A 22,946-nucleotide genomic window follows, 5' to 3' on the forward strand; every position below is an offset into this window, starting at 1 on the left:
GAAACACGGCGCCAGCACATCGTGCAGGACGGAGATCCGCTGCCAGGGCCTGGCCTGCGGCTGTGGTGGATCTCCGGCGTCATTCGTTTCGTCTCGGAGGGAGACCATGAAAGAGCTGATCGCGCCGGCGGGCTTCGCCGTGCTGCGCCGCCCCCTGCTGCCCCTGCGGCATTTCCAGGACTGGCAGCGGAGCGAGGACCCGGAGTCCTTCATCCTGTCCTTGTATGCCCAGCCGTGGCTGGAAGAGGGGCTGTATGTGTCCAGTCCCTCCCTGCATGCCCGCCTGCAGGAGCTGAGGCAGGGCGTGGGGGAGGTCAGCCGCCTGCCGACGGAGCGCAAGAAGCTGGTCGCCAGCCTGGCGCGCTTCCTCAGCCGCGCGGCCTACCGCTGCACGCCTTTCGGACTCTTCGCCCAGGTCCAGCTGGCGACGACGGGGGCGCACGAAGAAGCGGAGCCGGATCCCGCGTCCGCCCCGATGACGCAGGCCCTGCAGCGCGGCATCCACCTGGACAGCGGCGTGGAAGCCTGCCTGCTGGAGCGGGCCCTGCAGGACCGCGGCTGGCGTGAGCAGCTGCACTGGCAGATCAGCAACACGGCGGTGCGCTGCGGTGAGCACCTCAGCTATGTGGACTGGATCTACCAGGCCAACCGCCAGCGCAGCTACCGCGCCGTCGAACTCGTCCACGGCGAGGCCCTGCAGCTGCTGCTGGATGGCGCCCAGGTCCCGCAAGCCTTCGGCACCTTGAACGGGCTGCTGTGCCGGCAGCTGGAGGTCGAGCCGGCGGAGGCCACGGACTTTCTGCACGAGCTGATCGACCGCCGCTTGCTTCAGCCTCTGCTGGCTCCCACGGCCAGCCCGGGCTGCAGCCTCGATCAGGCCCTGGCCCGGACGTCGCCGCATCCGGCGCTGGAGGCGTTGCTGGACATCCAGCGGCATCTCCAGGGCCTGCGGGCCCAGGCGGGCAGTGAGGCCTCCCTGGTGCCGGCCTACCAGGCCTTGCGCGAGCGCATCGAGGCCGAGATCGGCAGCGAGGACTTGAGCCGCGGCGTCCTGCAGATCGACACCCTGGACCCGCGCCCCGCCCGGCTGGACCCGGCCCTGGTGGCCAGCCTGGTGAGCCGGTTGCAGACAGTGATGGGGCTCACGGCCCGCCGCACGGCCCAGCGGCAGGATTACAAGCGCCTGTTCCGCGAGCGCTTCGAGGAGCGCGAGGTCAACCTGGCCTATGCGCTGCATCCGGAGCTGGGCCTGCCTTATCCGAACCGCGGCAGCCTGGCCTCCCCTCTGCTGGAGGGCCTGAAGCTGGGCGGTGCTGGCGGCGGTGAGGGTGGCGGTGCGCTGCCCATGCTGCCGCTGGAACGCCTGGTGCTGAGCCGGCTCTTCGCGCAGGGCGGGCAAGGTGAGCCCATCGAACTGAGCACGGAGGACCTCAAGGGCCTGGGCCAGCCGGCCGAACCGACCCTGCCCGAGGGGCTCTATGCCCAGGTCGCGCGCCTGCCGGCGCCGGCCGGGCAGGCGCCCCAGTTCGAGCTGCGCGGCCTGGGCGGGCGCAACGGCCTGGAGCTGGTCGCCCGCTTCTGCCACCTGAGCCCGCAGCTGACCGAGGCCGCCGCCCGCTATGCCCGCGAGGACCGCGACGAGCAGCCGGACTGCCTCTACGCCGAGCTGATCCATCACCCGCAGGACCGCCTGCTCAATATCCTGCGCCGCCCGGCCCTGGCCAGCCACGAGCTCGTCTATGCCGGCAGCAGCGACAAGCCGCGCGAGCAACAGCTGTGGCTCAGCGACCTCAGCATCCAGCTCGTGGGCGATCGCTTCGTGCTGCGCGAGCGGCGCAGCGGTCGCCGCGTCATCCCGCGTCTCAGCAGCGCTCACAACTACAGCGCCCGCCAGCTGGGCACCTATGAGTTCCTGGCCGGTCTGCAGGACGAAGACGGCCCCTGGATGGGCTTTGCCTGGCCTCAGGCCGTCCAGCACCTGCCCTTTCTGCCGCGGGTGGCCTGCGAAGGCCTGATCCTGGCGCGCGCCCGCTGGCTGCTGGATGCCCCCGGCATCGAGGCCCTCAACAAGGCCGCAGCGCAAGGCAGCCTGGGCGCCTGGCGTGCCGAGCGCGGCCTGCCGCGCTTCGTCACCTGGGACCAGCACGACAACCACCTGCCGGTGGACCTGGACAACCCCGGATCGGTCGCCCTGCTGCTGGACGAGATCATCAAGCTGCCGCAGGCCCTGCTGCACGAGTGCCTGGCCCTCAACGCTGCGCAGCAGCACCAGGCCTTCGATCAGCACAGCCAGGAATGGCTGCTGCCGCTGCGGCGCCCGAAGCGCGCGGCCGCGCCTGCGCAGCCCGCAGCCTGGCATCCGGAGCGCGAGGCGCTGGTGGCGGAAGGCGAGCGCCGCCCCTGCCTGGATGACTGGATCTATCTGCGCCTCTACACCGGCGCGGGCTATGCCGACCGGGTGCTGCGCGAGCACGTCGCCCCGCTGATGCGGGAGGCTCAGTCGCAGGGCCAGCTCAAGGCCTGGTTCGTCGTGCGCTATCAGGACAGCTTCGAGCACCTGCGCCTGCGCTGCCGCGCCCGCGACCGCGACACCCTGGTGCAGCTGCACGAACGGCTGCAGTCCAGCCTGGCGCAGGCCCAGCGGCGCGGCCTGCTGTGGCGCGTGCAGACGGACGACTACCTGCCGGAGCTGCAGCGCTACGGTGGCGCCGGTGGTCTGGCGCTGGCGGAGCAGCTCTTTGCCGTGGATTCGGACGAGCTGCTGGCCCTGCTGGACCTCGAAGCCGAGGCTGGCGAGGCCGGTGTGGAGGCGGCACCGCGCTGGCTCCACGCCCTGGCCTCCCTCGACGCCTATGCCGGCCAGCTGTGCCCCGACCCGGCACGGCGCGAAGCCCTGCTGGACAAGCTGGCCCGGCAGTTCCTGGAGGAGCAGGCCGGCAGCGCGGGCCGCTCGGCAGCGCTGGTGGCCATCGGCGCCCGCTTCCGGGAGTTCAGGCGCGAGCTGGAAGGGCTGCAGAAAGGGGAGGGCAGCCTCGGCCGATGGCTGGCGGTGCTGGCCCTGCATGCTCCACGCCGTGAGCCGCTGCTGCAGGCGCTGCAGGTGCAGCTGCAGACGCTGCCGGAGGCGCAGCGCGAGCAGGTCCTCGAAAGCCTGCTGCACATGCATTGCAACCGCCTGGCGCCCAGCGAGCCGCGTCGCCACGAGACCCTGCTCTATGACTTCGCGAGGCGCCTGCTGCGCGCCCGCCAGGCGCGGCGAGCCCCCGTGGCCGCCGCGGAGCCGGCCGCATGAGCCCGGCGCAGCTTCGCCTGGTCGAGACCGTGCGCGGGCACCTGCGCCGGGCACTGGACCAGGACTGGCGCGATGCCACCTATGCGCGCGGTGCCGCCGGGCAGCTCCTGGCGCTGGCCGCACTCGACGAGCTGGCCGTGGCGCGCGGTGCTCCGCCCAGCCTCGACGCGGGCTGGCTGGCCGAGCGCTTGGCGCGCCTGCTGTCCCAGCTTCCGCGCTACCCGCACGGCCTGTTCCAGGGTGTCCAGGGACTGCTGTTCGCCGCGCTGGAGCTGGACCGCGTCCACGCGCTGGGCATGGCGGAAGAGATGGCCCGGGACGCGGACGAGCACCTGATGGACTGCCTGCGCCGTGGAGAGGGGCTGCCCGAGCACTTCGATCTGATCGGCGGCCTCAGCGGGCTGCTCGTCTACGCGGCCTATCGCGAGCAGCAGGGCGGGGACCTGCCCCTGGCCGAGGCCTGCCTCCGGCGCCTGGCTGCCCAGGCGCGGCCGGACGGCACGGGCGGCCTGTCCTGGTTCACCCCCGCGGCCTGGATACGCGGATTTCCCATGGGCGATGTGCATCCCACTGGGTGCACGGACCTCGGCGTCGCCCACGGGCAGGCGGGCGTGCTGGCCGCATTGGCCTATGCCCAGACCGTGGGGGCCAGCGGCGCCGCGCAGGGGCGTGAGCTGCTGCTGGGCAGCCTGCAGACGCTCAGGCGCCACGAGCAGCAGGGCGGGCCGGCTCATTTCGGCGTGGCGGCGGAGGAGGCGGGCGGATCGCGCTGCGCCTGGTGCTATGGCGATCTGGGCATGGCCGCGGCCCTGCAGCTGTCGGCGCAGGCGCTGGCAGATCCGGGCCTGGAGGCCTGGGTGGAGCGCCTGCTGCAGTCGCTCTCTCGACGCCCGCTGCCGAGCCTGGGCTTTTCCGACGCGTGGCTGTGCCACGGCAGCATCGGCTCGGCCTGGCTGCTGCGCCAGCTGGCCCCGCAGCGGGCCGAGATGGCCGCCCGCTTCCAGCGGCAGCATGCCCTGGAGGGCGAGGGCGGCCTGCTCGCGGCGCTGGAGGCGGACGCAGCGCCGGATCTGAGCCTGCTCGAAGGCCATGCCGGGCTCGCCCTGGTGCTGGCCGAGCTGCAGCAAGACCTGACCCCCGCGCTGCACTGGAGCCTGCCATTTCTGGCCGGACGCCGCGCCCTGCAGGCCCGAGCGACCGCACCGGCCTGACGACTGACGCAGTGCCTGCTTTCGAGCCGCGCAGGCAGCCGTTCAAGGCGGCTCATCACGCAAGGAAGAACCATGAGCAAGAGCAACAAGCTGGGGCTGAGCACGACCTCCATCCGGCATCTCAACGAGGGCGAGCAGCAAGGCGTGGCCGGGGGCTACACGCCGCCCATCTCCTACACGGGGCCGGCGCAGGCCGGCTGCGCCGGCTGGTCCGTGGGCTGCCCCGTCAGCAACACCTGCCCTCCGGCGACGGCCGACTGCCCGCCCGCCACTGGTGGCTGCCCGCCGGCGAGCCTCCCGACCTGCGTGTCGCCCACGCATGACCGCGGCTGCGCTCCCACGGGCGCCGTCTGCGTGCCCTGGGCCTGATTCGCGGCCCGGGCGCGATGCCTGAACACGCCGCCGTGCAGGAGGGCTCGGCCGGGCCTGAGCGCAGGGCGGCGCCCTCGACACCTTGGTGCTCCTGGAGCTGCACGGAGCTCCCGGAATGCCAGGTGCCGACGCCGACGGACCGCCGTGAACGGCCCCGGCGACTCTCCGCGGCAGCGCTTGCGCTGCCTTCCTCTCCCAAAAGGATCATCCATGAGCAACTCCACCCGCCTGCGACTGAGCACGACCTCGGTGCGCAGCCTGTCCTCTTCCGAAGTCGGCCAGGTAGCCGGCGCCGACGGCGGCCCGACCGGCAACACCTCGCTGTCCAACGCCTACTGCGGCCCCTGCCCGTCCAACAACCCCTGCCAGACGAACTACTGCCCGCCGCCGGCCACGGCCACCTGCCCGCCGGCCACCACCAACTGCCCTGCGCCCACGACCAACGTCACCAAGGGCTGGTGCATCTGAGCGCCGCGGCGCTTTCCACGACATCCATCAAGGAGACTGACCATGAGCAAGAAGCTGAAGCTGTCCACCACCTCGGTGCGCCAACTGGGCGCCAGCGAACTGACCGACGTGGCCGGTGGCTACACCTCGATCGCCGCCTGCGGCGACGACCCCACCAACCGCCCCTGCATGACCATCAATGCTGCCTCGGGCTGCCCCACGGGCGTGCCCGAGACGCAGACCTGCCCGCCCGCCACCGGTGCCTGCGCCACCAGCGCCTGCCCGCCGGTGTCGCGCACGCCGCGTTGCGGCGGCGGTGCCAGCTATCTGTGCTGATGCAGGCGGCCTGCCATCGGCCCGGGACCGCCTCGGAGGGCCTCGTCGCCGTCCGACAGCAGCGCTTGAGCGGCTGATGGCGGGTTGATCGCGAGTGGATGCCACCAGGCATCCACTCGCCTCCCGATTCCCCTTTCCCGCGGACGCGCGCCGGCCCCAGCGCCGGGTGCGCGGACGCCGATCCCGTCTCCGACCCGAGCGAGTCCCCCACATGCTGTTTCGTCAAGCCGCCCTCGATCACCTGCGGCGCGGTCATGCGCAGGGTCAGGTCTTGCTGCGCAGCCCGCGCAGCTTCTGGTGGATGTCCTCGGCCGCGCTGGCACTGGGCCTGGGCGTGCTGGTGCTGCTGTTCCTGGGCAGCTACACGCAGCGCGCCCGCGTGAGCGGCCATCTGGTGCCGGACAAAGGCCTGGTGCCGCTGAGTGCCCTTCAGCCCGGCCTGCTGGCCGAGGTGAGGGCCAGCGAGGGCGATGCCGTGCGGCAGGGGCAGGTCTTGTTCCGCCTGCGGTCCGAGCGGCAATCGCTCAAGGGCGAGCTGAGCCAGCAGGCCGTGCGCAGCCTCCAGGAGCAGCGCAGCGGCCTGGAGCGCGAGCTGAGGCTGCTGGACGCACTGGCCCAGACCCAGGCCCAGGCGTTGCGGCAGAAGCAGCGCGAGCTCGAGCAGGCGCTGCCACGCGCCCAGGCCGAGCAGGCCCTGCAGCGGAGGCGCCTGCAATCTGCACAGGCCACGCTGCAGCGCTACGAGGAGCTGCAGCGCACCGGCTTTGCCAGCCCCCTGCAGCTGCAGCAGCGTGCCGACGAGGTCCTGGACCAGCAGGCCCGGCTCGCGGTGCTGGAACGCAGCGAGCACGAACTCAAGGCCCAGCTGCAGGCGCTCCAGCTGGACCTGCAGGCCCAGACCCTGCGCGACGACGGCCCCCGCGCCCAGGCCCGGCGCCAGCTGGCCGCACTCGACCAGGAACTGGCCGAGGCGGAAGGGCGGCGCGAATGGGTGCTGACCGCGCCGGTGGACGGCGTGCTGACCTCGCTGCGCGCGCACCCGGGCCAGCTGGTGCAGCCCGGTCAGGAGCTCGGCCTGGTGCTGCCTCAGGGCTCGCAGCTGCTGGCGGAGCTGCAGCTGCCGTCCAGCGCAGCGGCCTTTGTGCGGACGGGCCAGCGCGTGAACCTGCGCTACGCCGCCTTCCCGTATCAGAAGTTCGGCCAGCAGCAGGGCGTGGTGAAGGAGCTCTCCCGGGCGGCCGGGCAGGGCGCGGCCGCGGGCGGCGGGGAGCGCAGCTACCGGGTGCTGGTGAGCCTGCCTCGCCAGCAGGTGATGGCCTACGGTGAGCCGGTGCCGCTGCAGCCCGACATGCAAGTGGAGGCCGATGTGATGCTGAGCCAGCGGCGCCTGATCGAGTGGATCTTCGAGCCCATGCTGGCCTTGAAGGGACGGCTGTGAACCTGATGCAGGGATTGCGATTCGGATTCGGCGCCCGGCTGCCCATGCTGCAGCAGGCCGAGACCGCCGAGTGCGGGCTGGCCTGCCTGGCCATGATCAGCTGCTTCCACGGCCGCTGGGTCGAGGTGCAGACGCTGCGCCAGCAGCTCCAGGCCTCGGCCAAGGGAATGAACCTCAAGCAGCTGATGGAGCACGCCACGGCGCAGGGCTTCTCCACCCGCGCCGTCCGCCTGGAACTGGAGGACCTGCCCCAGCTGCAGCTGCCCTGCATCCTGCACTGGGACATGAACCATTTCGTGGTGCTGCGCCGGGTCAGCGGCCGGGAACTGCTCATCCACGACCCGGCTCAGGGGGTGCGCCGGCTGGGCCTGGCCGAGGCGTCGCGGCATTTCACCGGCGTGGCGCTGGAGCTGGCGCCCATGCCGGACTTTCAGCGCAGCGAGCCCAAGCCGGCGGTGAGCCTTGGGCAGCTGGTGGGCCAGGTGCGCGGCCTCAGGCGCTCGGTGCTGCAGGTGCTGATGCTGTCGCTGGCGCTGGAGATCCTCGCGGTGGTCTCGCCCTTCTTCCAGCAATGGGTGCTGGACGGCGTGATCGTCCAGCATGACACCGACCTGCTCCAGGTGCTGGCGATGGGCTTCGGCATGCTGATGCTGCTGCAGCTGGCCATCAGCACGCTGCGCAGCTGGATGGTGATCTACTTCTCCACCCAGCTGAACCTCCAGTGGGCCGCGGGCGTGCTGAGCAAGCTGCTGCGCCTGCCCATGGACTACTTCATGCGGCGCCATCTTGGCGACGTGATCTCGCGCTTCGGCGCCATCCAGAACATCCGGCAGACGCTGACCTCGGCCGCCCTGAATGCGGTGCTGGACGGGCTGATGGCCGGCGTGGCGCTGGTGATGATGCTGGTCTACAGCCTCAAGCTGGCCGCGGTGACCCTGCTGGCGCTGGCGGCCTATGTGCTGATCCGCGTGCTGTCCTATGAACCCTTCAGGCAGGCCAACGAGGAGCAGATCGTCCATGCCGCGAGGCAGGACGGGCATCTGCTGGAATCCGTGCGCGGCGTGCAGTCGCTCAAGCTCTTCAACCGCGAGGACGAGCGCCTGGCGCACTGGCTCAATCTGCTGGTGAACACCAGCAACCGTGAGCTGGCCACGCAGCGGCTTTCGACGCTCTACCAGAGCGCCAACACCCTGGTCTTCGGCGCCGAGAACATCGCGGTGGTGTACCTGGGCGCCCTGCTGGTGATCCAGGGCGAGCTGTCCATCGGCATGAGCTTCGCCTATGCCGCCTACAAGACCCAGTTCAGCGGGCGTATCAGCGCCCTGGTCGACCTCGGCTTCCAGGTGCGCATGCTGCGCATCCAGCGCGAGCGGCTGGCGGACATCGTGCTCAGCGAGCCCGAGCCTGCGGGCGGCACCGGCCTGCCGAGCGATGCGGTGCCCGACATCGAGCTGCGCCAGGTGCGTTTCCGCTATGCCGCGAACGAGCCCTGGGTGCTGGACGGCGTGAGTCTGCGCGTGGAGGCCGGGGAGTCGGTGGCCATCGTGGGGCCGTCCGGCTGCGGCAAGACGACCCTGCTCAAGCTCATGCTGGGCCTGCTCCAGCCGACCGAGGGCGAGATCCTGGTGATGGGGCGCCCGCTGGGCGCCGTCGGCCTCAGGGCCTGGCGCGAGTGCCTGGGCGCGGTGATGCAGGAGGACCAGCTCTTTGCCGGCACCATCGCCGAGAACATCGCCTTCGGCGACCCCGAGCTGGACCTGGCCCGTGTGCAGCTCTGCGCTCGCCAGGCCGCCGTGGAGGAGGACGTGCTGGCCATGCCCATGGGCTGGCAGACCCTGATCGGCGACATGGGGGCGGCCATCTCGGGCGGGCAGAAGCAGCGCCTGCTGCTCGCCCGGGCCCTGTACAAGCAGCCGCGCGTGCTCTTTCTGGACGAGGCCACCAGCCATCTCGACGCCCAGCGCGAGCTGCAGGTCAACGAGGCCATCCAGGCACTGCGCCTCACCCGCGTGGTGATTGCCCATCGCCAGGAGACCATCGAGCGCGCGGGCCGGGTGATCCGGCTCGCGGCGGTGGCGGCGCCGGCGCTGCGCTGAAGACCGCACTGGCGCACTGCCTGTCAGCCTGCTTCGCCGCCGTGAAGGGGCCACGCTCTGATCCGGCGTCTGCTGGTGCGTGCGGTTGCATGGGGGTGCATGTGGGTGCATGTGGGTGCTCGTCCGCCAATAGCCCCTTGCCTGCGTGCCTGCACGCCCTGAGTGGGCTGGAGTGAGCCCGTCCGGGGATGCGCTCTAGCAGGCAAGTGTGCCCAGCGAATAACGTCTGAAGTGACGTCCCGCTTCTGTGCAGGCGGGCGTGCTCGACCCAGGCCCCAGGCGCTCGCCGGCACCAGCCCGGACCGGCAGCGGGGTGGCTGGTCGTTCCTGATGTGCGCGGCCGGCTTGGCGCATGCCGGCTCCCTCGCGTGACGCGGGAGCCAGGGCAACTGCCGCGCCGGTCCTGTTCTGGACACGCGGCGTCGCGGCCAGGGCTGAGACCCTGAATCGGGGTCGACATGGCGCTTGGTCAGCGGCGCAGAACACCAGGACGAAAAAAGCCCGGCTGAGCCGGGCTTGGAGGGGCCTACAGGCGACGGATCGCTTAGAACTTGGCGCTCAGGCCGAGGCGGTAGGTCGTCTCGCCCATGAAGGACCAGGCCGGGTAGCCCACCTTCATGCTGCCCTTGACGTCCGGGTTGCCGGCGTCGGCGGCACCGTACTGCACGTCGTCCTTCTTCAGCAGATTGACGGCTTCGAAGGTCAGGCGCAGGTTCTTGTTGATGTTCCAGCCAGCGCTGAAGTCCAGCGAACCGTACGGATCGTGCATGCGGTAGCTGTAGTAGCCCGTCTCACGGATCATGTACTTGGAACGCCAGTTGTAGGCCAGGCGAGCGGTGTAGTTCTCCGTTTCGTAGAAGCCCACCAGGTTGACGGTGTGCTTGGACGATTGGGTGAACAGGGCCAGGCCGTCCGGGTAGCTGGAAGCGGGCGCCTTCGCGTCAGCGTAGGTGTAGCTGCCGGCGAAGCCGAAGCCGCTGTCCAGGCTGTGGTTGATCTGGGCTTCGAAGCCGTTGATCTTGCCGCCGCCGGCGTTGATGTACTGGTTGACGGTCCAGTTGTCGACCTTGCTCAGCGGATCCACCACGCCCAGCTTCTGGTTGGTCTTGACCAGGGCGGTGACGAAGTTGTCGATCGACTTGTGGAAGATCGCGGCGGACACCATGTTGCCCTTGCCGTAGTAGTACTCGATGCCCAGGTCGAACTGCTTGGAGGCCTGGGGCTTCAGGCCCACGGAGCCGAAGGTCATGGACTCGTTGCCGACGCGGTCATCGTTGTAGCCGGCCTGCTTGGTCAGGAACATGTACTCGAAGTTGGGGCGGGTGATGGCCTTGGAGGCGGCCAGTCGCAGCACCGTGTTCTTGTCAATGTTGTAGGCCGCATTCAGGCTGGGCAGCCAGTCGCTGTAGCTGGCCTTCTCCTCGCGGATGGTGTTGCCCCAGCCGTCGTTGTTGGGCACATCGTTGGCGGCCAGCGGCGTGCCATCGAACTTGTAGCCACGACCGGTCACGTTGGTGTGGACGTAGCGCAGGCCGAAGTTGCCGCGCCAGCCGGCCTTCTCGAACTCGAACATGCCGTAGGCGGCACGGTTGTCTTCCTCGATCTCGGCGAAGCTGGAACGCTGGGGCGTCCAGGAGGCGGTGTTCTTGTCATACAGGGCGGCCATGGCGTCCAGGTTGGCCTTGGGGAAGTCCCAGCCATTGGGGCCCATCTTGATGGAGCCGCTGTACAGGTCGCTGGTGTTGCCCGAGACCACGGTGGGGCTGAACTTGGCGCGCAGGGCGCTCTGCTCGTACTTGTGGCTGGTCGCACGGACACCGGCCTTGAAGGAGGTCAGGCCGTTCCAGTCCAGGTCGTAGGTGGCGTCCGCCTGGGCGAAGTTCTCCTTGTCGGCATTCGGCTGCTGCTGGTCGGTGGCCCAGCCGGTCGGCACGAGCTTGGAGGGCAGGTTGGACACCTTCACGTCCATGGGGACGGTCGGGGAGATCACGATCTGCTTGCCGGTGGCGTCGATGGTGCCCTTGAACTTGGGCAGGCTCTGGCCCTCATCCCACCAGCCCACGCCGTAGTTCATGGTGTGCGAGGTGCCGCCCTTGGCCTTGGTCTGGCCGGCCACGGCGTCGATCTTGAGACCATCGGCGCGGAAGGAGCCGTTCAGCACCAGGCTGTCCGAGCTCATCTTGCCCTGGCGGGCCCAGGTCTGCATGAAGGTGTTGACGGGATCGCTGTCGCCAGCCACCGCCTTGACGCACAGGCCAGCAGCGTTCTTCTGCTTGCAGTTGCTGTCGTTCTGACCCATGAACAGGTACAGATTGCTGTTCGTGTTGTCGCCCGTCAGGTCCAGGCTCAGGTAGTTCAGGCCCAGGTCGATGTTGTCAGCCGGCTTGCCCTGCAGCGTCACGTTCATGGCCGTGCGCTTGCGATCCTGGACGAAGGTGGCCGGGGCCACGTCGCCAGCCCAGCCTGCGTCGGACTCGATGCCGCGGCGGACGTACTCGCTCTTCTCCACAGCGCCAGCGACCAGCACACCGAAGGACTTGGCTTCATTGCGCCAGCTGTAGAGGCCGGCGACGTCCTTGGACAGGTCGGTACTGACCGTGCCCTTGCCCAGCTTGAGGCTGGCGAAGGCGGTGCCGGCCTTGAGGTCCAGGGGCTTGCGCGTCTTGACGATCACGGTGCCGCCGATGCCGCCTTCGGTCAGGTCAGCCTGGGAGGACTTGTAGACCTCCATGCCGCCGATCAGCTCGGAGGGCAGCAGGGAGTAGTTGAAGGAGCGGTCCACCGTGGCCTGGTCGTACCAGCCGGTGGAGGCCACGCTCTGGCCGTTCAGGGTGGTGTAGGTCATCTGCGGATCAGAGCCGCGCACCGACACCGTGGCACCTTGGCCGAAGGCGCGGCCGACCGTGATGCCGGGCAGGCGGCCCAGCGATTCGCCGACGTCCGAGTCCGGCAGCTTGCCCACGTCTTCGGCGGTCACGGCGTCGACGACGGCGTTGGCATTTCGCTTGATGTTGGCTGCCGACTGCAGCGAAGCGCGGATGCCGGTGATGACCACCTGGTCCAGCTGATTGCCTTCCTTCTTGGCCGGCTCAGCCTGCTGCGCTTGCGCTGCCATGGCAACGCCCAGCAGGGTGATGGTCACCGCCGCGGCGATGGGGGTCTTTGAGACCTTCATGAACTGCTCCTCTTAGTGGCCAGTGAATTCGGTCTGGCCTGTTGAAAGACTTGGCATCAGAGGGCGGGATGAAAACTCATCCCCACTACGACACCACCAATACACACCTCAAATGCAACCAATGCCATGCCACTATAACGATCAATAGATCCACTTTGCTACCACTTTGAGGGGCGTGTTTTCCCTGCTGTGGCATGGCTGCGACCGCTGCTGAGCGGCGGGGTGCGGCCGCGTCGAATGCTGGTGGATATGGGCGTGGATATGAGGGGCGGGCCGGCTGGCTTGGTAGTTGATTGGTATTGTTGATCGGCGGCGTGGTTAAGGGTGATTCCAGGACGGGCTTGCCTCGGGGTGGTGTGGGGGCCTGCGCGTCCGGGCGCAAGTCCGGTGGCGTCATCTTGATATGCCTTCGCGGAAGCTGCTATAGTCGTGGGCTCCGCTGATGCGGGTCTGGTTCGGGGTGATGTTTCGTGGCGCAAGCCACGAAAGGTTGCCAGGAAGCGGGCCGGCAGCTGGGGCGCAGTGGCTCTGGTCCAGGTGCTTGAAGAATGCTTGAAAGAGTTTTCGAAAGTTGCTTGAGATCTAGAAAAGTTGTGCTACAGTAGCGGGCTTGCCTCGGAGGGGTGGCCGAGTGGTTAAAGGCAGCAGACTGTAAATCTGCCCGCTTACGCGTACGCTGGTTCGAATCCAGCCTCCTCCACCAAGGCAAAGCACACTCGATGAGTCGGTGGTTCTGGCTCAAAGAGAAAACTCCCGGGCGGGAGTAGTTCAATGGTAGAACCTTAGCCTTCCAAGCTAATGACACGGGTTCGATTCCCGTTTCCCGCTCCAGCGGCAGCTTGAAGGTCATGTCGGCACCGGTTTGATGAAAGCTCTTTCGTCGTCGTCAAACCCGTGTCGATGCCCATGTGGCTCAGTGGTAGAGCACTCCCTTGGTAAGGGAGAGGTCACGCGTTCGATCCGCGTCATGGGCACCACCTCCTTTCTCCCCTTCTCTTTTCTGATCTGATCGCCAGGAGCGCAAGATGGCAAAAGGCAAGTTTGAACGTACCAAGCCGCACGTGAATGTGGGCACGATTGGTCACGTTGACCATGGCAAGACCACGCTGACGGCTGCTATCGCGACCGTGCTGTCGAAGAAGTTCGGCGGCGAGGCCAAGGCCTACGACCAGATTGACGCAGCGCCGGAAGAAAAGGCTCGTGGCATCACGATCAACACCGCGCACGTCGAGTACGAGACCGCCAATCGCCACTACGCTCACGTGGACTGCCCGGGCCACGCTGACTATGTGAAGAACATGATCACGGGTGCTGCCCAGATGGACGGCGCGATCCTGGTGTGCTCGGCCGCTGACGGCCCGATGCCCCAGACCCGCGAGCACATCCTGCTGGCGCGTCAGGTCGGTGTGAAGTACATCATCGTCTTCCTGAACAAGTGCGACATGGTGGACGACGCCGAGCTGCTGGAGCTGGTGGAAATGGAAGTCCGCGAGCTGCTGAGCAAGTACGACTTCCCCGGCGACGACACCCCGATCGTGAAGGGTTCGGCCAAGCTGGCGCTGGAAGGCGACACGGGCGATCTGGGCGAGCAGGCCATCATGCGCCTGGCTGACGCTCTGGACAGCTACATCCCCCAGCCTGAGCGTGCCGTGGACGGCGCGTTCCTGCTGCCGGTGGAAGACGTGTTCTCGATCTCTGGCCGTGGCACCGTGGTGACCGGTCGCGTCGAGCGCGGCATCATCAAGGTCGGCGAAGAAATCGAAATCGTCGGTATCCGTGATCTGCAAAAGACCACCGTGACCGGCGTGGAAATGTTCCGCAAGCTGCTGGACCAAGGTCAGGCTGGCGACAACGTCGGTATCCTGCTGCGCGGCACCAAGCGTGAAGACGTCGAGCGCGGCCAAGTGCTGGCCAAGCCCGGCACGATCAAGCCGCACACCCACTTCACCGCTGAGATCTATGTTCTGAGCAAGGAAGAGGGCGGCCGTCACACCCCGTTCTTCAACAACTACCGTCCCCAGTTCTACTTCCGTACCACGGACGTGACCGGTGCCGTGGAGCTGCCGAAGGACAAGGAAATGGTCATGCCCGGCGACAACGTCGGCATCACCGTGAAGCTGATCGCTCCGATCGCCATGGAAGAAGGTCTGCGCTTCGCTATCCGCGAAGGTGGCCGTACCGTCGGCTCGGGCGTGGTTGCCACCATCATCGAGTAATCTTTGAAAGGCCACAGGGGCATAGCTCAATTGGCAGAGCGTCGGTCTCCAAAACCGAAGGTTGGGGGTTCGAGACCCTCTGCCCCTGCCAGCAATCTCTGATCAGGATTGTTGGTCTTTGTGGTCAAGCCAAGCCCGCGGGAGTTCGTCTCGGCGGGCTTTGCTGCTGATGGGTCAGGATTGACCCTTGCCCGATACGGGCGCTGAAAGCGAATCGAATGTCCAATCCTCAAGTCGAAACCGTCACCTCCGGTGCCGACAAGGTCAAGCTGGCCGGTGCCGTGCTGCTGCTGATCGGCGCACTGGTGGCCTTCTATGCCTTGTCCAAGCAGGGCGCGCTGGCCCAGTGGGGCGCCTTGCTCGTGCTGCTGGCTGCTTCGGCCGGTGCCTTCTTCACCTCCGAATCCGGCAAGTCCCTGATCGCCTATGGCCAGGACTCGCTGCGCGAGGTGCGCAAGGTGGTGTGGCCCACCCGCAAGGAAGCGACGCAGATGACGGGCTACGTCTTTGCCTTCGTTGTCGTGATGGCGCTCTTCCTGTTCCTTACGGACAAGACCCTGGAATGGGTGTTGTATGACCTGATTCTGGGTTGGAAGCGCTGAGTTGGTGCAAAAGGACTGATATGAGCGAAGAGCAACAAGTTGCCGCGACTGACGCCGCACCGGCCGGCCTGCCCAAGCGCTGGTACGTGGTCCATGCCTATTCGGGCATGGAGAAGGCTGTCGAGCGCAACCTGCGCGAGCGCATCGATCGCGCCGGCATGCAGGACAAGTTCGGCCGCATCCTGGTCCCTACCGAAGAAGTGGTGGAGCTGAAGAACGGCAAGAAGTCCGTGACCGAGCGTCGCTTCTTCCCTGGCTACGTGCTGGTGGAGATGCTCATGGACGACGACACCTGGCACCTGGTCAAGAACACCTCCAAGGTGACGGGCTTCGTGGGCGGCGCCAAGAATCGCCCCGCTCCGATCTCCGAGCACGAAGTCATGAAGATCGTCAACCAGATGCAGGAAGGCGTCGAGAAGCCCCGGCCCAAGGTCGAGTGGACGGTCGGCGAAATCGTCCGCGTCAAGGAAGGCCCCTTCACCGACTTCAATGGCGCCATCGAGGAAGTCAACTACGACAAGTCCAAGGTGCGCGTCTCGGTCACGATCTTCGGTCGTGCCACGCCGGTGGAGCTGGACTTCTCGCAGGTCGAGAAGGTCTGACGCCAAGAACAAGGGCCCGATGCGGCCCTTCAGGTGCTTCTGGCATCTGGACAACGCATCCGTAGCCAGTCCGGGACGAGACACGGACAAGAGGAGCCAGGGTAAAGGCGCAAGCCCCAGTCCCTGGCGCTAGCACTCAGGCGCAACGGCGAGGCCGCCGTGGCGCTTCTAGGAGAAAACATGGCCAAGAAGATTGTCGGCTTCATCAAGCTGCAAATTCCGGCTGGCAAGGCAAATCCTTCGCCTCCGGTCGGTCCCGCGCTGGGTCAGCGCGGCCTGAACATCATGGAATTCTGCAAGGCGTTCAACGCCCAGACGCAGGGCTATGAGCCGGGCATGAAGCTGCCGGTGGTGATCACCGCCTTCGCAGACAAGAGCTTCACCTTCATCATCAAGTCGCCTCCCGCGACCGTGCTGCTGAAGAAGGCTGCCAAGATCGAGAAGGGCTCGCAGCGCCCCCACCTGGACAAGGTCGGCAAGCTGACCCGTGCCCAGCTGGAAGAGATCGTCAAGACCAAGCAGAAGGATCTCACCGCTGCTGATCTGGACGCTGGCGTTCGTACGATCGCTGGTTCGGCCCGCTCGATGGGCATCATCGTGGAGGGTGTGTGACATGGCTAAGCTGACCAAGAAGCAAAAAGCTCTGCAAGGCAAGGTCGAGACCACCAAGCTGTATCCCCTGGGTGATGCTCTGAACCTGGTCAAGGAACTGGCCACCGCCAAGTTCGATGAGTCCATCGACGTGGCCGTGCAACTGGGCATCGATGCCAAGAAGTCGGACCAAGTGGTGCGCGGCGCTGTCGTGCTGCCCCATGGCACCGGCAAGACCAAGCGCGTGGCGGTGTTCGCCCAAGGCGCCAAGGCTGAAGAAGCCAAGGCTGCCGGCGCTGACGTCGTCGGCATGGAAGACCTGGCTGAGCGCGTGAAGGCTGGCGACATGCCCTTCGACGTGGTCATCGCCTCGCCCGACACCATGCGTATCGTCGGTACCCTGGGTCAGATCCTGGGCCCCCGCGGCCTGATGCCGAACCCCAAGGTCGGCACCGTGACCCCGGACGTCGCCACCGCTGTCAAGAACGCCAAGGCTGGCCAGGTCCAGTTCCGCGTCGACAAGGCCGGCATCATCCACGGCACCATCGGCCGTCGTTCCTTCGACACCGACAAGCTGCAAGACAACCTGCGTGCACTGGTCGAGGCGCTGAACAAGTCCAAGCCGGCTACCAGCAAGGGCGTCTACCTGCGCAAGGTGGCTGTTTCTTCGACGATGGGCGTCGGCGCCCGCGTCGAAATCGCCAGCATCAACGCTGCAGCCGCTGCCTAAGTGCAGAAGCCTGGCGCCCCGGCGCCAGGCGGCAATGAATCTGCGCGGTGCGAGTCTGGCATCGCGCGACAAGATTGGTGGGGCGCTTTTGTCATCTGACGGAAGCGCGTCATCCAAGACCGCTGGTGTGAAGCCCTGCAGTACCGGGGGTGACGCTTAATGGCCACTTCGTGTGGCAGCCAGCGCAGATGGCGAACCCGCTGAAGGGAAAGTTTTGTGCCCGGGCCGTGAGGTCCAGGCGTGAGTTCCTGACAGAAGGTCGCTGAATTCCGGTGTGCCGGAGGTCGCAAGACCGAAGGCATTTTTGTGAGGAGTAGACCTTGAGTCTCAATCGCAACGAGAAAGCTGCCGTCGTGTCGGACGTGGCAGCCCAGGCTGCCAAGGCCCAGACGCTGGCGCTGGCCGAGTACCGTGGCCTCACCGTTGAAGCCTTGAACAAGCTGCGCGTCACTGCGCGTGCCCAAGGTGTGTATCTTCACGTGCTGAAGAACACCCTGGCGCGTCGCGCTGTCGCTGGCACCTCGTTCGAGGTCGCATCGGAGAGCATGGTCGGCCCGCTGATCTACGGCTTTTCGGAAGATGCTGTCGCGGCTGCCAAAGTCATCGCTGACTTTGCCAAGACCAATGACAAGCTGGTGATCAAGGGCGGAGCCTATGGTGGCAAGGCCCTGGACGTCAATGGCGTGAAGGCCCTGGCCGCCGTGCCGAGCAAGGAAGTGCTGCTGTCGCAAGTGGCCGGCCTGCTCAAGTCGCCCGTGCAGCGTACCGCTGCCGTGCTGGCTGCACTGGCTCAGCAACGTGGTGGCGGCGCAGAAGCCGAAGCCCCGGCTGCCGCCTGATCGACGACGATCACCGCATCAACTGCAACTTATCTGTATTTAGGAAACATCATGGCATTCGATAAAGACGCATTCCTGGCTGCTCTGGACAGCATGACCGTTCTGGAACTGAACGACCTGGTCAAGGCCATCGAAGAGAAGTTCGGCGTGTCCGCCGCTTCCATGGCTGCTCCCGCTGCTGGCGGTGCTGCTGGCGGCGGCGCTGCTGCTGCTGAAGAAAAGACCGAGTTCACCGTGGTGCTGGCTGAAGCCGGTTCCAACAAGGTGGGCGTGATCAAGGCCGTGCGTGAAATCACCGGCCTGGGTCTGAAGGAAGCCAAGGACCTGGTCGACGGCGCTCCGAAGCCCGTCAAGGAAGGCGTTGCCAAGGCTGACGCCGAAGCCGCCAAGAAGAAGCTGGAAGAAGCCGGCGCCAAGGTCGAACTCAAGTAATTCGTACGGCGTTCGGCTACTGCGCCGGCCGATCTCGGGCTTTCGACGCTCGCCGTACCCAAGTACGGCTGCGCGTCTCAAGATCGACCTCGACCGGCTCGCTACGCCGCCCGCCGCACGAATTCAGGTTCACCTGGATTCGAGAAGGGGTTGCCTTTGGGCTTCCCCTTTTTCGTCATTGCGGGTTTATCTTGATTGAGAACAGCTGAAAGTGCTTCGCGAGGTATCATTCGCGGTTCTTTCAAGTGTTCTCTGATCCGACTGCAGAGAGCAGGTTTGGTCGGACTCTGGTGACGCATGAGCATGCGGCCGGGGTTGTCCGCCAGCGGTTGGTAGTGGCCAACCACCAAGCTTCGGGTGCAATGCCTGAATAGCCAGTCGCCGACGCAGCCCCTGCCATGGCCAGGTGGGGGCTAGCCACGGAGTGTTTATGGCGCAAACAACCCCCTACAGCTATACCGAGCGCAAGCGTATCCGCAAGAGCTTCGGCAAGCGCGAGAACGTCCAGAACGTTCCCTATTTGCTGACCATGCAGAAGGACTCTTACGTCGCCTTCCTGCAAAAAGACCTTCCCCCCGCCAAGCGCAAGCCAGAAGGCTTGCAGGCAGCCTTCCTCTCCGCCTTCCCGATCGTGTCGCACAACGGGTTCGTGGAGATGAAGTTCCTCGAGTACAACATCGCCAAGCCGCCGTTTGACACCCGCGAGTGCCAACAGCGTGGCCTGACCTATGCAGCGGCCGTGCGCGCCCGCCTGCAGATGATCATCTACGACCGCGAGAGCCCCCAGGCCAAGACGGTCAAGGAAATCAAGGAACAAGAGGTCTACATGGGCGAAGTGCCCCTGATGACCGACTACGGTTCCTTCATCGTCAACGGCACCGAGCGTGTCATCGTCTCGCAGCTGCACCGCTCGCCCGGTGTGTTCTTCGAACACGACAAGGGCAAGACCCACTCGTCCGGCAAGCTGCTGTTCTCTGCCCGCATCATTCCCTACCGCGGCTCCTGGCTGGACTTCGAGTTCGACCCGAAGGACATCCTGTATTTCCGCGTCGACCGCCGCCGCAAGATGCCGGTCACCATCCTGCTCAAGGCCATCGGCCTGAATCCCGAGCAGATCCTGGCCCACTTCTTCGTGTTCGACAACTTCCGTCTGATGGACTCCGGTGCCCAGATGGAATTCGTGGCCGACCGCCTGAAGGGTGAGGTCGCCCGCTTCGACATCACCGACAAGAGCGGCAATGTGCTCGTCGAGAAGGACAAGCGCATCACCGCCCGCCATGTGCGCCAGTTGGAGCAGTCCGGCACGCAGCACGTCACGGTGCCCGAAGACTTCCTGGTCGGCCGCGTGCTGGCCAAGAACATGGTCGACGGCGACACCGGCGAGATCATCGCCAAGGCCAATGACGAGCTGACCGACTCGCTGCTGAAGAAGCTGCGCAGCGCCGGCATCAAGGACATCCAGTGCCTGTACACCAACGAGCTGGATGAAGGCGCCTACATCAGCCAGACCCTGGCCCTGGATGAGACCACCGAGCAGCTGGCTGCCCGCGTCGCCATCTACCGCATGATGCGCCCTGGCGAGCCGCCGACGGAAGACGCCGTCGAGGCCCTGTTTAACCGCCTGTTCTACAGCGAAGACACCTACGATCTGTCGCGCGTCGGCCGGATGAAGTTCAACGCCCGCGTGGGCCGCGACACGCCGGAAGGCAACATGACCCTGTCGAACGAGGACATCCTCGACGTGGTCAAGATCCTGGTGGAGCTGCGCAATGGCCGCGGTGAAGTCGATGACATCGACCACCTGGGCAACCGTCGCGTGCGCTGCGTCGGCGAACTGGCCGAGAACCAGTATCGCTCGGGCCTGGCCCGTATCGAGAAGGCCGTGAAGGAGCGTCTGGGCCAGGCTGAAACCGAAGCCCTGATGCCGCACGACCTGATCAACTCCAAGCCGATCTCCGCGGCGCTCAAGGAGTTCTTCGGTGCCTCGCAGCTGTCCCAGTTCATGGACCAGACCAACCCCCTGTCCGAGATCACGCACAAGCGTCGTGTCTCCGCACTGGGCCCGGGCGGTCTGACCCGTGAGCGCGCCGGCTTCGAAGTCCGTGACGTGCACCCCACCCACTACGGCCGCGTCTGCCCGATCGAAACGCCGGAAGGCCCGAACATCGGTCTGATCAACTCGCTGGCCCTGTACGCCCAGCTGAACGAGTACGGCTTCCTCGAGACGCCCTACCGTCGCGTGGCTGATGGCAAGGTGACCGACCAGATCGACTACCTGTCGGCCATCGAGGAAGGCAAGTACGTCATCGCCCAGGCCAACGCCACCCTGAACAAGGAAGGCCAGCTGGTCGACGAACTGGTGTCCGCCCGTGAAAATGGCGAATCGGTGTTGACCTCGCCGGAGCGCATCCAGTACATGGACGTGGCCCCGACGCAGATCGTGTCGGTTGCAGCTTCGCTCGTGCCCTTCCTGGAGCACGATGACGCGAACCGCGCACTGATGGGCGCCAACATGCAGCGTCAGGCTGTGCCGACCCTTCGCCCCGAAAAGGCCTTCGTCGGTACCGGCGTGGAGCGCGTGGCGGCCAAGGACTCGGGCACGGTTGTCGCGGCCCGCCGCGGCGGTATCGTGGACTATGTCGACACCAACCGTATCGTGATCCGCGTCAATGACGAGGAAACGGTGGCCGGCGAAGTCGGCGTCGACATCTACAACCTGATCAAGTACCAGCGTTCCAACCAGAACACCAACATCCACCAGCGCCCGATCGTGCGCCGTGGTGACAAGGTGGCGGCCGAGGACATCATCGCTGATGGCGCCTCGACCGACATCGGTGAACTGGCCCTGGGCCAGAACATGCTGGTCGCCTTCATGCCCTGGAACGGCTACAACTTCGAAGATTCGATCCTGATCTCCGAACGCGTGGTGGCCGAAGACCGCTACACCTCGATCCACATCGAGGAACTGGTGGTCATGGCCCGTGACACCAAGCTGGGCTCCGAGGAAATCACCCGCGACATCCCGAACCTGTCCGAGCAGCAGCTGGCTCGCCTGGACGAGTCCGGCATCGTCTACATCGGTGCGGAAGTCGGCCCCGGCGACGTGCTGGTCGGCAAGGTGACCCCGAAGGGCGAAACCACCCTGACCCCGGAAGAGAAGCTGCTGCGCGCCATCTTCGGCGAGAAGGCGTCCGACGTGAAGGACACCTCGCTGCGCGTGGACCAGGGCACCTCCGGCACCGTCATCGACGTGCAGGTCTTCACCCGTGAAGGCATCCAGCGCGACAAGCGCGCCCAGCAGATCATCGACGACGAGCTGAAGCGCTTCCGCCTGGACCTGAACGACCAGCTGCGCATCGTGGAGGCCGACGCCTTCGACCGTATCGAGAAGCTGCTGAACGGCAAGGTCGCCAATGGCGGTCCCAAGAAGATTGCCAAGGGCACGGTCATCACCAAGGAATACCTGGCCGAGGTCGAGAAGTTCCACTGGTTCGACATCCGTCCCGCCGAGGATGATGTCGCCAACCAGCTGGAATCGATCAAGAACTCGCTGGAGCAGACCCGTCACAGCTTCGACCTGGCCTTCGAGGAGAAGCGCAAGAAGCTGACGCAAGGCGACGAGCTGCCCGCTGGCGTGCTGAAGATGGTCAAGGTCTACCTGGCCGTCAAGCGCCGCCTGCAGCCTGGCGACAAGATGGCCGGCCGTCACGGCAACAAGGGTGTCGTGTCCAAGATCACCCCGATCGAAGACATGCCCTACATGGCCGACGGCACCCCCGCCGACATCGTGCTGAACCCGCTGGGCGTGCCCTCGCGGATGAACGTGGGTCAGGTTCTGGAAGTGCACCTGGGCTGGGCCGGCAAGGGCATCGGCCAGCGCATCGGCGACATGCTCCAGCAGCATGCTGCCGTCAGCGAACTGCGCAAGTTCCTGGACGAGCTCTACAACAAGAGCGGCGGCAAGTCTGAGAACCTGGACGAGCTCAGCGACAAGGAAGTCGTCGAGATGGCCCAGAACCTCTCCAAGGGCGTGCCTTTCGCGACTCCGGTCTTCGACGGTGCCAAGGAAGAGGAAATCCGCGGCATGCTGAAGCTGGCCTACCCGGACGACATCGCCGCCAAGAAGGGCCTGACCGAAACCCGCACCCAGGCCTATCTGTACGACGGCCGCACCGGCGAGCAGTTCGAGCGTCCGACGACCATCGGCTACATGCACGTGCTGAAGCTGCACCACTTGGTGGACGACAAGATGCACGCCCGCTCGACCGGCCCGTACTCGCTCGTCACGCAGCAGCCGCTGGGTGGTAAGGCGCAGTTCGGTGGCCAGCGCTTCGGTGAAATGGAAGTGTGGGCCCTGGAAGCCTACGGCGCGTCTTACGTGCTGCAGGAAATGCTGACCGTGAAGTCCGATGACGTGAACGGCCGCACCAAGGTCTACGAGAACATCGTCAAGGGCGAGCACGCCATCGACGCCGGCATGCCGGAGTCGTTCAACGTGCTGGTGAAGGAAATCCGTTCGCTCGGTATCGACATCGAGCTCGAGCGCAACTAAGAGACGGAACAGGAG

Annotated in this window: 16 protein-coding genes and 4 tRNA genes; 19 read left to right on the top strand and 1 reads right to left on the bottom strand. The window is 66.2% G+C overall.

The features are described 5' to 3' along the window. Positions 1-106 precede the first annotated feature (106 nt). The 7 genes from ABDJ40_RS02395 to ABDJ40_RS02425 all read left to right on the top strand — a co-directional run bounded on the left by ABDJ40_RS02395 (position 107) and on the right by ABDJ40_RS02425 (position 9,192). A complete protein-coding gene (locus tag ABDJ40_RS02395) occupies positions 107-3,292 on the top strand; it encodes a lantibiotic dehydratase (RefSeq protein ID WP_347605648.1) in 3,186 nt (1,061 codons plus the stop codon). Next, positions 3,289-4,503: a lanthionine synthetase LanC family protein gene (locus ABDJ40_RS02400; protein ID WP_347605651.1), complete on the top strand. Its 1,215-nt coding sequence runs from the start codon at positions 3,289-3,291 to the stop codon at positions 4,501-4,503. Before ABDJ40_RS02395 ends, ABDJ40_RS02400 begins: the two co-directional genes overlap by 4 nt. A gap of 72 nt (positions 4,504-4,575) precedes the next feature. After that, positions 4,576-4,872, top strand: coding sequence for a hypothetical protein (locus ABDJ40_RS02405; protein ID WP_269632018.1), 297 nt, complete (start codon positions 4,576-4,578; stop codon positions 4,870-4,872). A 213-nt stretch (positions 4,873-5,085) separates the two neighbouring features. Then, positions 5,086-5,343, top strand: coding sequence for a hypothetical protein (locus tag ABDJ40_RS02410; protein WP_269632017.1), 258 nt, complete (start codon positions 5,086-5,088; stop codon positions 5,341-5,343). 42 nt (positions 5,344-5,385) lie between these two features. Next, positions 5,386-5,658 (top strand): hypothetical protein, encoded by a 273-nt coding sequence (locus tag ABDJ40_RS02415; RefSeq protein WP_347605655.1) that lies wholly within the window; start codon positions 5,386-5,388, stop codon positions 5,656-5,658. A 211-nt stretch (positions 5,659-5,869) separates the two neighbouring features. Further along, the gene (locus ABDJ40_RS02420) at positions 5,870-7,096 is read left to right on the top strand and encodes an HlyD family secretion protein (protein ID WP_347605658.1); all 1,227 of its coding nucleotides are present in this window, start codon (positions 5,870-5,872) and stop codon (positions 7,094-7,096) included. Between the two features lie 5 nt (positions 7,097-7,101). Then, positions 7,102-9,192 carry a peptidase domain-containing ABC transporter gene (locus ABDJ40_RS02425; RefSeq protein WP_347607338.1) on the top strand — a complete coding sequence of 697 codons (2,091 nt, stop codon included), beginning with the start codon at positions 7,102-7,104 and terminating at the stop codon, positions 9,190-9,192. A gap of 544 nt (positions 9,193-9,736) precedes the next feature. Here the strand turns inward: ABDJ40_RS02425 and ABDJ40_RS02430 are convergent. Further along, complete coding sequence (locus tag ABDJ40_RS02430) at positions 9,737-12,367, bottom strand: TonB-dependent receptor (protein ID WP_347605661.1); 2,631 nt, start codon at positions 12,365-12,367, stop codon at positions 9,737-9,739. A gap of 617 nt (positions 12,368-12,984) precedes the next feature. On the opposite strand from ABDJ40_RS02430, the gene ABDJ40_RS02435 reads away from it, so the two are divergent. The 12 genes from ABDJ40_RS02435 (at position 12,985) to rpoB (ending at position 22,931) form a co-directional block, all read left to right on the top strand. After that, positions 12,985-13,070: transfer RNA gene (locus ABDJ40_RS02435), tRNA-Tyr, on the top strand. Positions 13,071-13,124: 54 nt separating this feature from the next. Beyond that, positions 13,125-13,198 (top strand) — tRNA-Gly (locus ABDJ40_RS02440). 71 nt (positions 13,199-13,269) lie between these two features. Then, a tRNA-Thr gene (locus ABDJ40_RS02445) sits at positions 13,270-13,344 on the top strand. Between the two features lie 48 nt (positions 13,345-13,392). Continuing rightward, positions 13,393-14,583 (top strand): elongation factor Tu, encoded by a 1,191-nt coding sequence (tuf, locus tag ABDJ40_RS02450; protein WP_183103973.1) that lies wholly within the window; start codon positions 13,393-13,395, stop codon positions 14,581-14,583. Between the two features lie 15 nt (positions 14,584-14,598). Next, positions 14,599-14,674 (top strand) — tRNA-Trp (locus ABDJ40_RS02455). Positions 14,675-14,801: 127 nt separating this feature from the next. After that, on the top strand, positions 14,802-15,185 hold the full coding sequence (gene secE, locus ABDJ40_RS02460) for a preprotein translocase subunit SecE (RefSeq protein WP_269632015.1): 384 nt from the start codon (positions 14,802-14,804) through the stop codon (positions 15,183-15,185). Between the two features lie 20 nt (positions 15,186-15,205). Further along, the gene (gene nusG / locus ABDJ40_RS02465) at positions 15,206-15,787 is read left to right on the top strand and encodes a transcription termination/antitermination protein NusG (RefSeq protein WP_269632014.1); all 582 of its coding nucleotides are present in this window, start codon (positions 15,206-15,208) and stop codon (positions 15,785-15,787) included. Between the two features lie 180 nt (positions 15,788-15,967). Beyond that, positions 15,968-16,399, top strand: coding sequence for a 50S ribosomal protein L11 (gene rplK / locus ABDJ40_RS02470; RefSeq protein ID WP_195795794.1), 432 nt, complete (start codon positions 15,968-15,970; stop codon positions 16,397-16,399). A 1-nt stretch (position 16,400) separates the two neighbouring features. Then, positions 16,401-17,108 carry a 50S ribosomal protein L1 gene (rplA, locus tag ABDJ40_RS02475; protein WP_347605667.1) on the top strand — a complete coding sequence of 236 codons (708 nt, stop codon included), beginning with the start codon at positions 16,401-16,403 and terminating at the stop codon, positions 17,106-17,108. Between the two features lie 320 nt (positions 17,109-17,428). Continuing rightward, positions 17,429-17,947, top strand: coding sequence for a 50S ribosomal protein L10 (gene rplJ / locus ABDJ40_RS02480; protein WP_183103978.1), 519 nt, complete (start codon positions 17,429-17,431; stop codon positions 17,945-17,947). Between the two features lie 51 nt (positions 17,948-17,998). After that, a complete protein-coding gene (rplL, locus tag ABDJ40_RS02485) occupies positions 17,999-18,379 on the top strand; it encodes a 50S ribosomal protein L7/L12 (protein WP_269632011.1) in 381 nt (126 codons plus the stop codon). A 430-nt stretch (positions 18,380-18,809) separates the two neighbouring features. Beyond that, entirely contained in the window at positions 18,810-22,931 is a 4,122-nt protein-coding gene (rpoB, locus tag ABDJ40_RS02490) for a DNA-directed RNA polymerase subunit beta (protein ID WP_347605671.1), read from the top strand. Positions 22,932-22,946 lie beyond the last annotated feature (15 nt).

The organism is Roseateles flavus, from assembly GCF_039872765.1.
Taxonomy (GTDB): Bacteria; Pseudomonadota; Gammaproteobacteria; order Burkholderiales; family Burkholderiaceae_C; genus Roseateles_B; species Roseateles_B flavus.

Bases quoted from the DNA above. Each gene is read 5' to 3' on its own strand.
- ABDJ40_RS02395 (WP_347605648.1), top strand. From the start codon at position 107: ATGAAAGAGCTGATCGCGCCGGCGGGCTTCGCCGTGCTGCGCCGCCCC.
- ABDJ40_RS02400 (WP_347605651.1), top strand. From the start codon at position 3,289: ATGAGCCCGGCGCAGCTTCGCCTGGTCGAGACCGTGCGCGGGCACCTG.
- ABDJ40_RS02405 (WP_269632018.1), top strand. From the start codon at position 4,576: ATGAGCAAGAGCAACAAGCTGGGGCTGAGCACGACCTCCATCCGGCAT.
- ABDJ40_RS02410 (WP_269632017.1), top strand. From the start codon at position 5,086: ATGAGCAACTCCACCCGCCTGCGACTGAGCACGACCTCGGTGCGCAGC.
- ABDJ40_RS02415 (WP_347605655.1), top strand. From the start codon at position 5,386: ATGAGCAAGAAGCTGAAGCTGTCCACCACCTCGGTGCGCCAACTGGGC.
- ABDJ40_RS02420 (WP_347605658.1), top strand. From the start codon at position 5,870: ATGCTGTTTCGTCAAGCCGCCCTCGATCACCTGCGGCGCGGTCATGCG.
- ABDJ40_RS02425 (WP_347607338.1), top strand. From the start codon at position 7,102: ATGCAGGGATTGCGATTCGGATTCGGCGCCCGGCTGCCCATGCTGCAG.
- ABDJ40_RS02430 (WP_347605661.1), bottom strand. From the start codon at position 12,367: ATGAAGGTCTCAAAGACCCCCATCGCCGCGGCGGTGACCATCACCCTG.
- tuf (WP_183103973.1), top strand. From the start codon at position 13,393: ATGGCAAAAGGCAAGTTTGAACGTACCAAGCCGCACGTGAATGTGGGC.
- secE (WP_269632015.1), top strand. From the start codon at position 14,802: ATGTCCAATCCTCAAGTCGAAACCGTCACCTCCGGTGCCGACAAGGTC.
- nusG (WP_269632014.1), top strand. From the start codon at position 15,206: ATGAGCGAAGAGCAACAAGTTGCCGCGACTGACGCCGCACCGGCCGGC.
- rplK (WP_195795794.1), top strand. From the start codon at position 15,968: ATGGCCAAGAAGATTGTCGGCTTCATCAAGCTGCAAATTCCGGCTGGC.
- rplA (WP_347605667.1), top strand. From the start codon at position 16,401: ATGGCTAAGCTGACCAAGAAGCAAAAAGCTCTGCAAGGCAAGGTCGAG.
- rplL (WP_269632011.1), top strand. From the start codon at position 17,999: ATGGCATTCGATAAAGACGCATTCCTGGCTGCTCTGGACAGCATGACC.
- rpoB (WP_347605671.1), top strand. From the start codon at position 18,810: ATGGCGCAAACAACCCCCTACAGCTATACCGAGCGCAAGCGTATCCGC.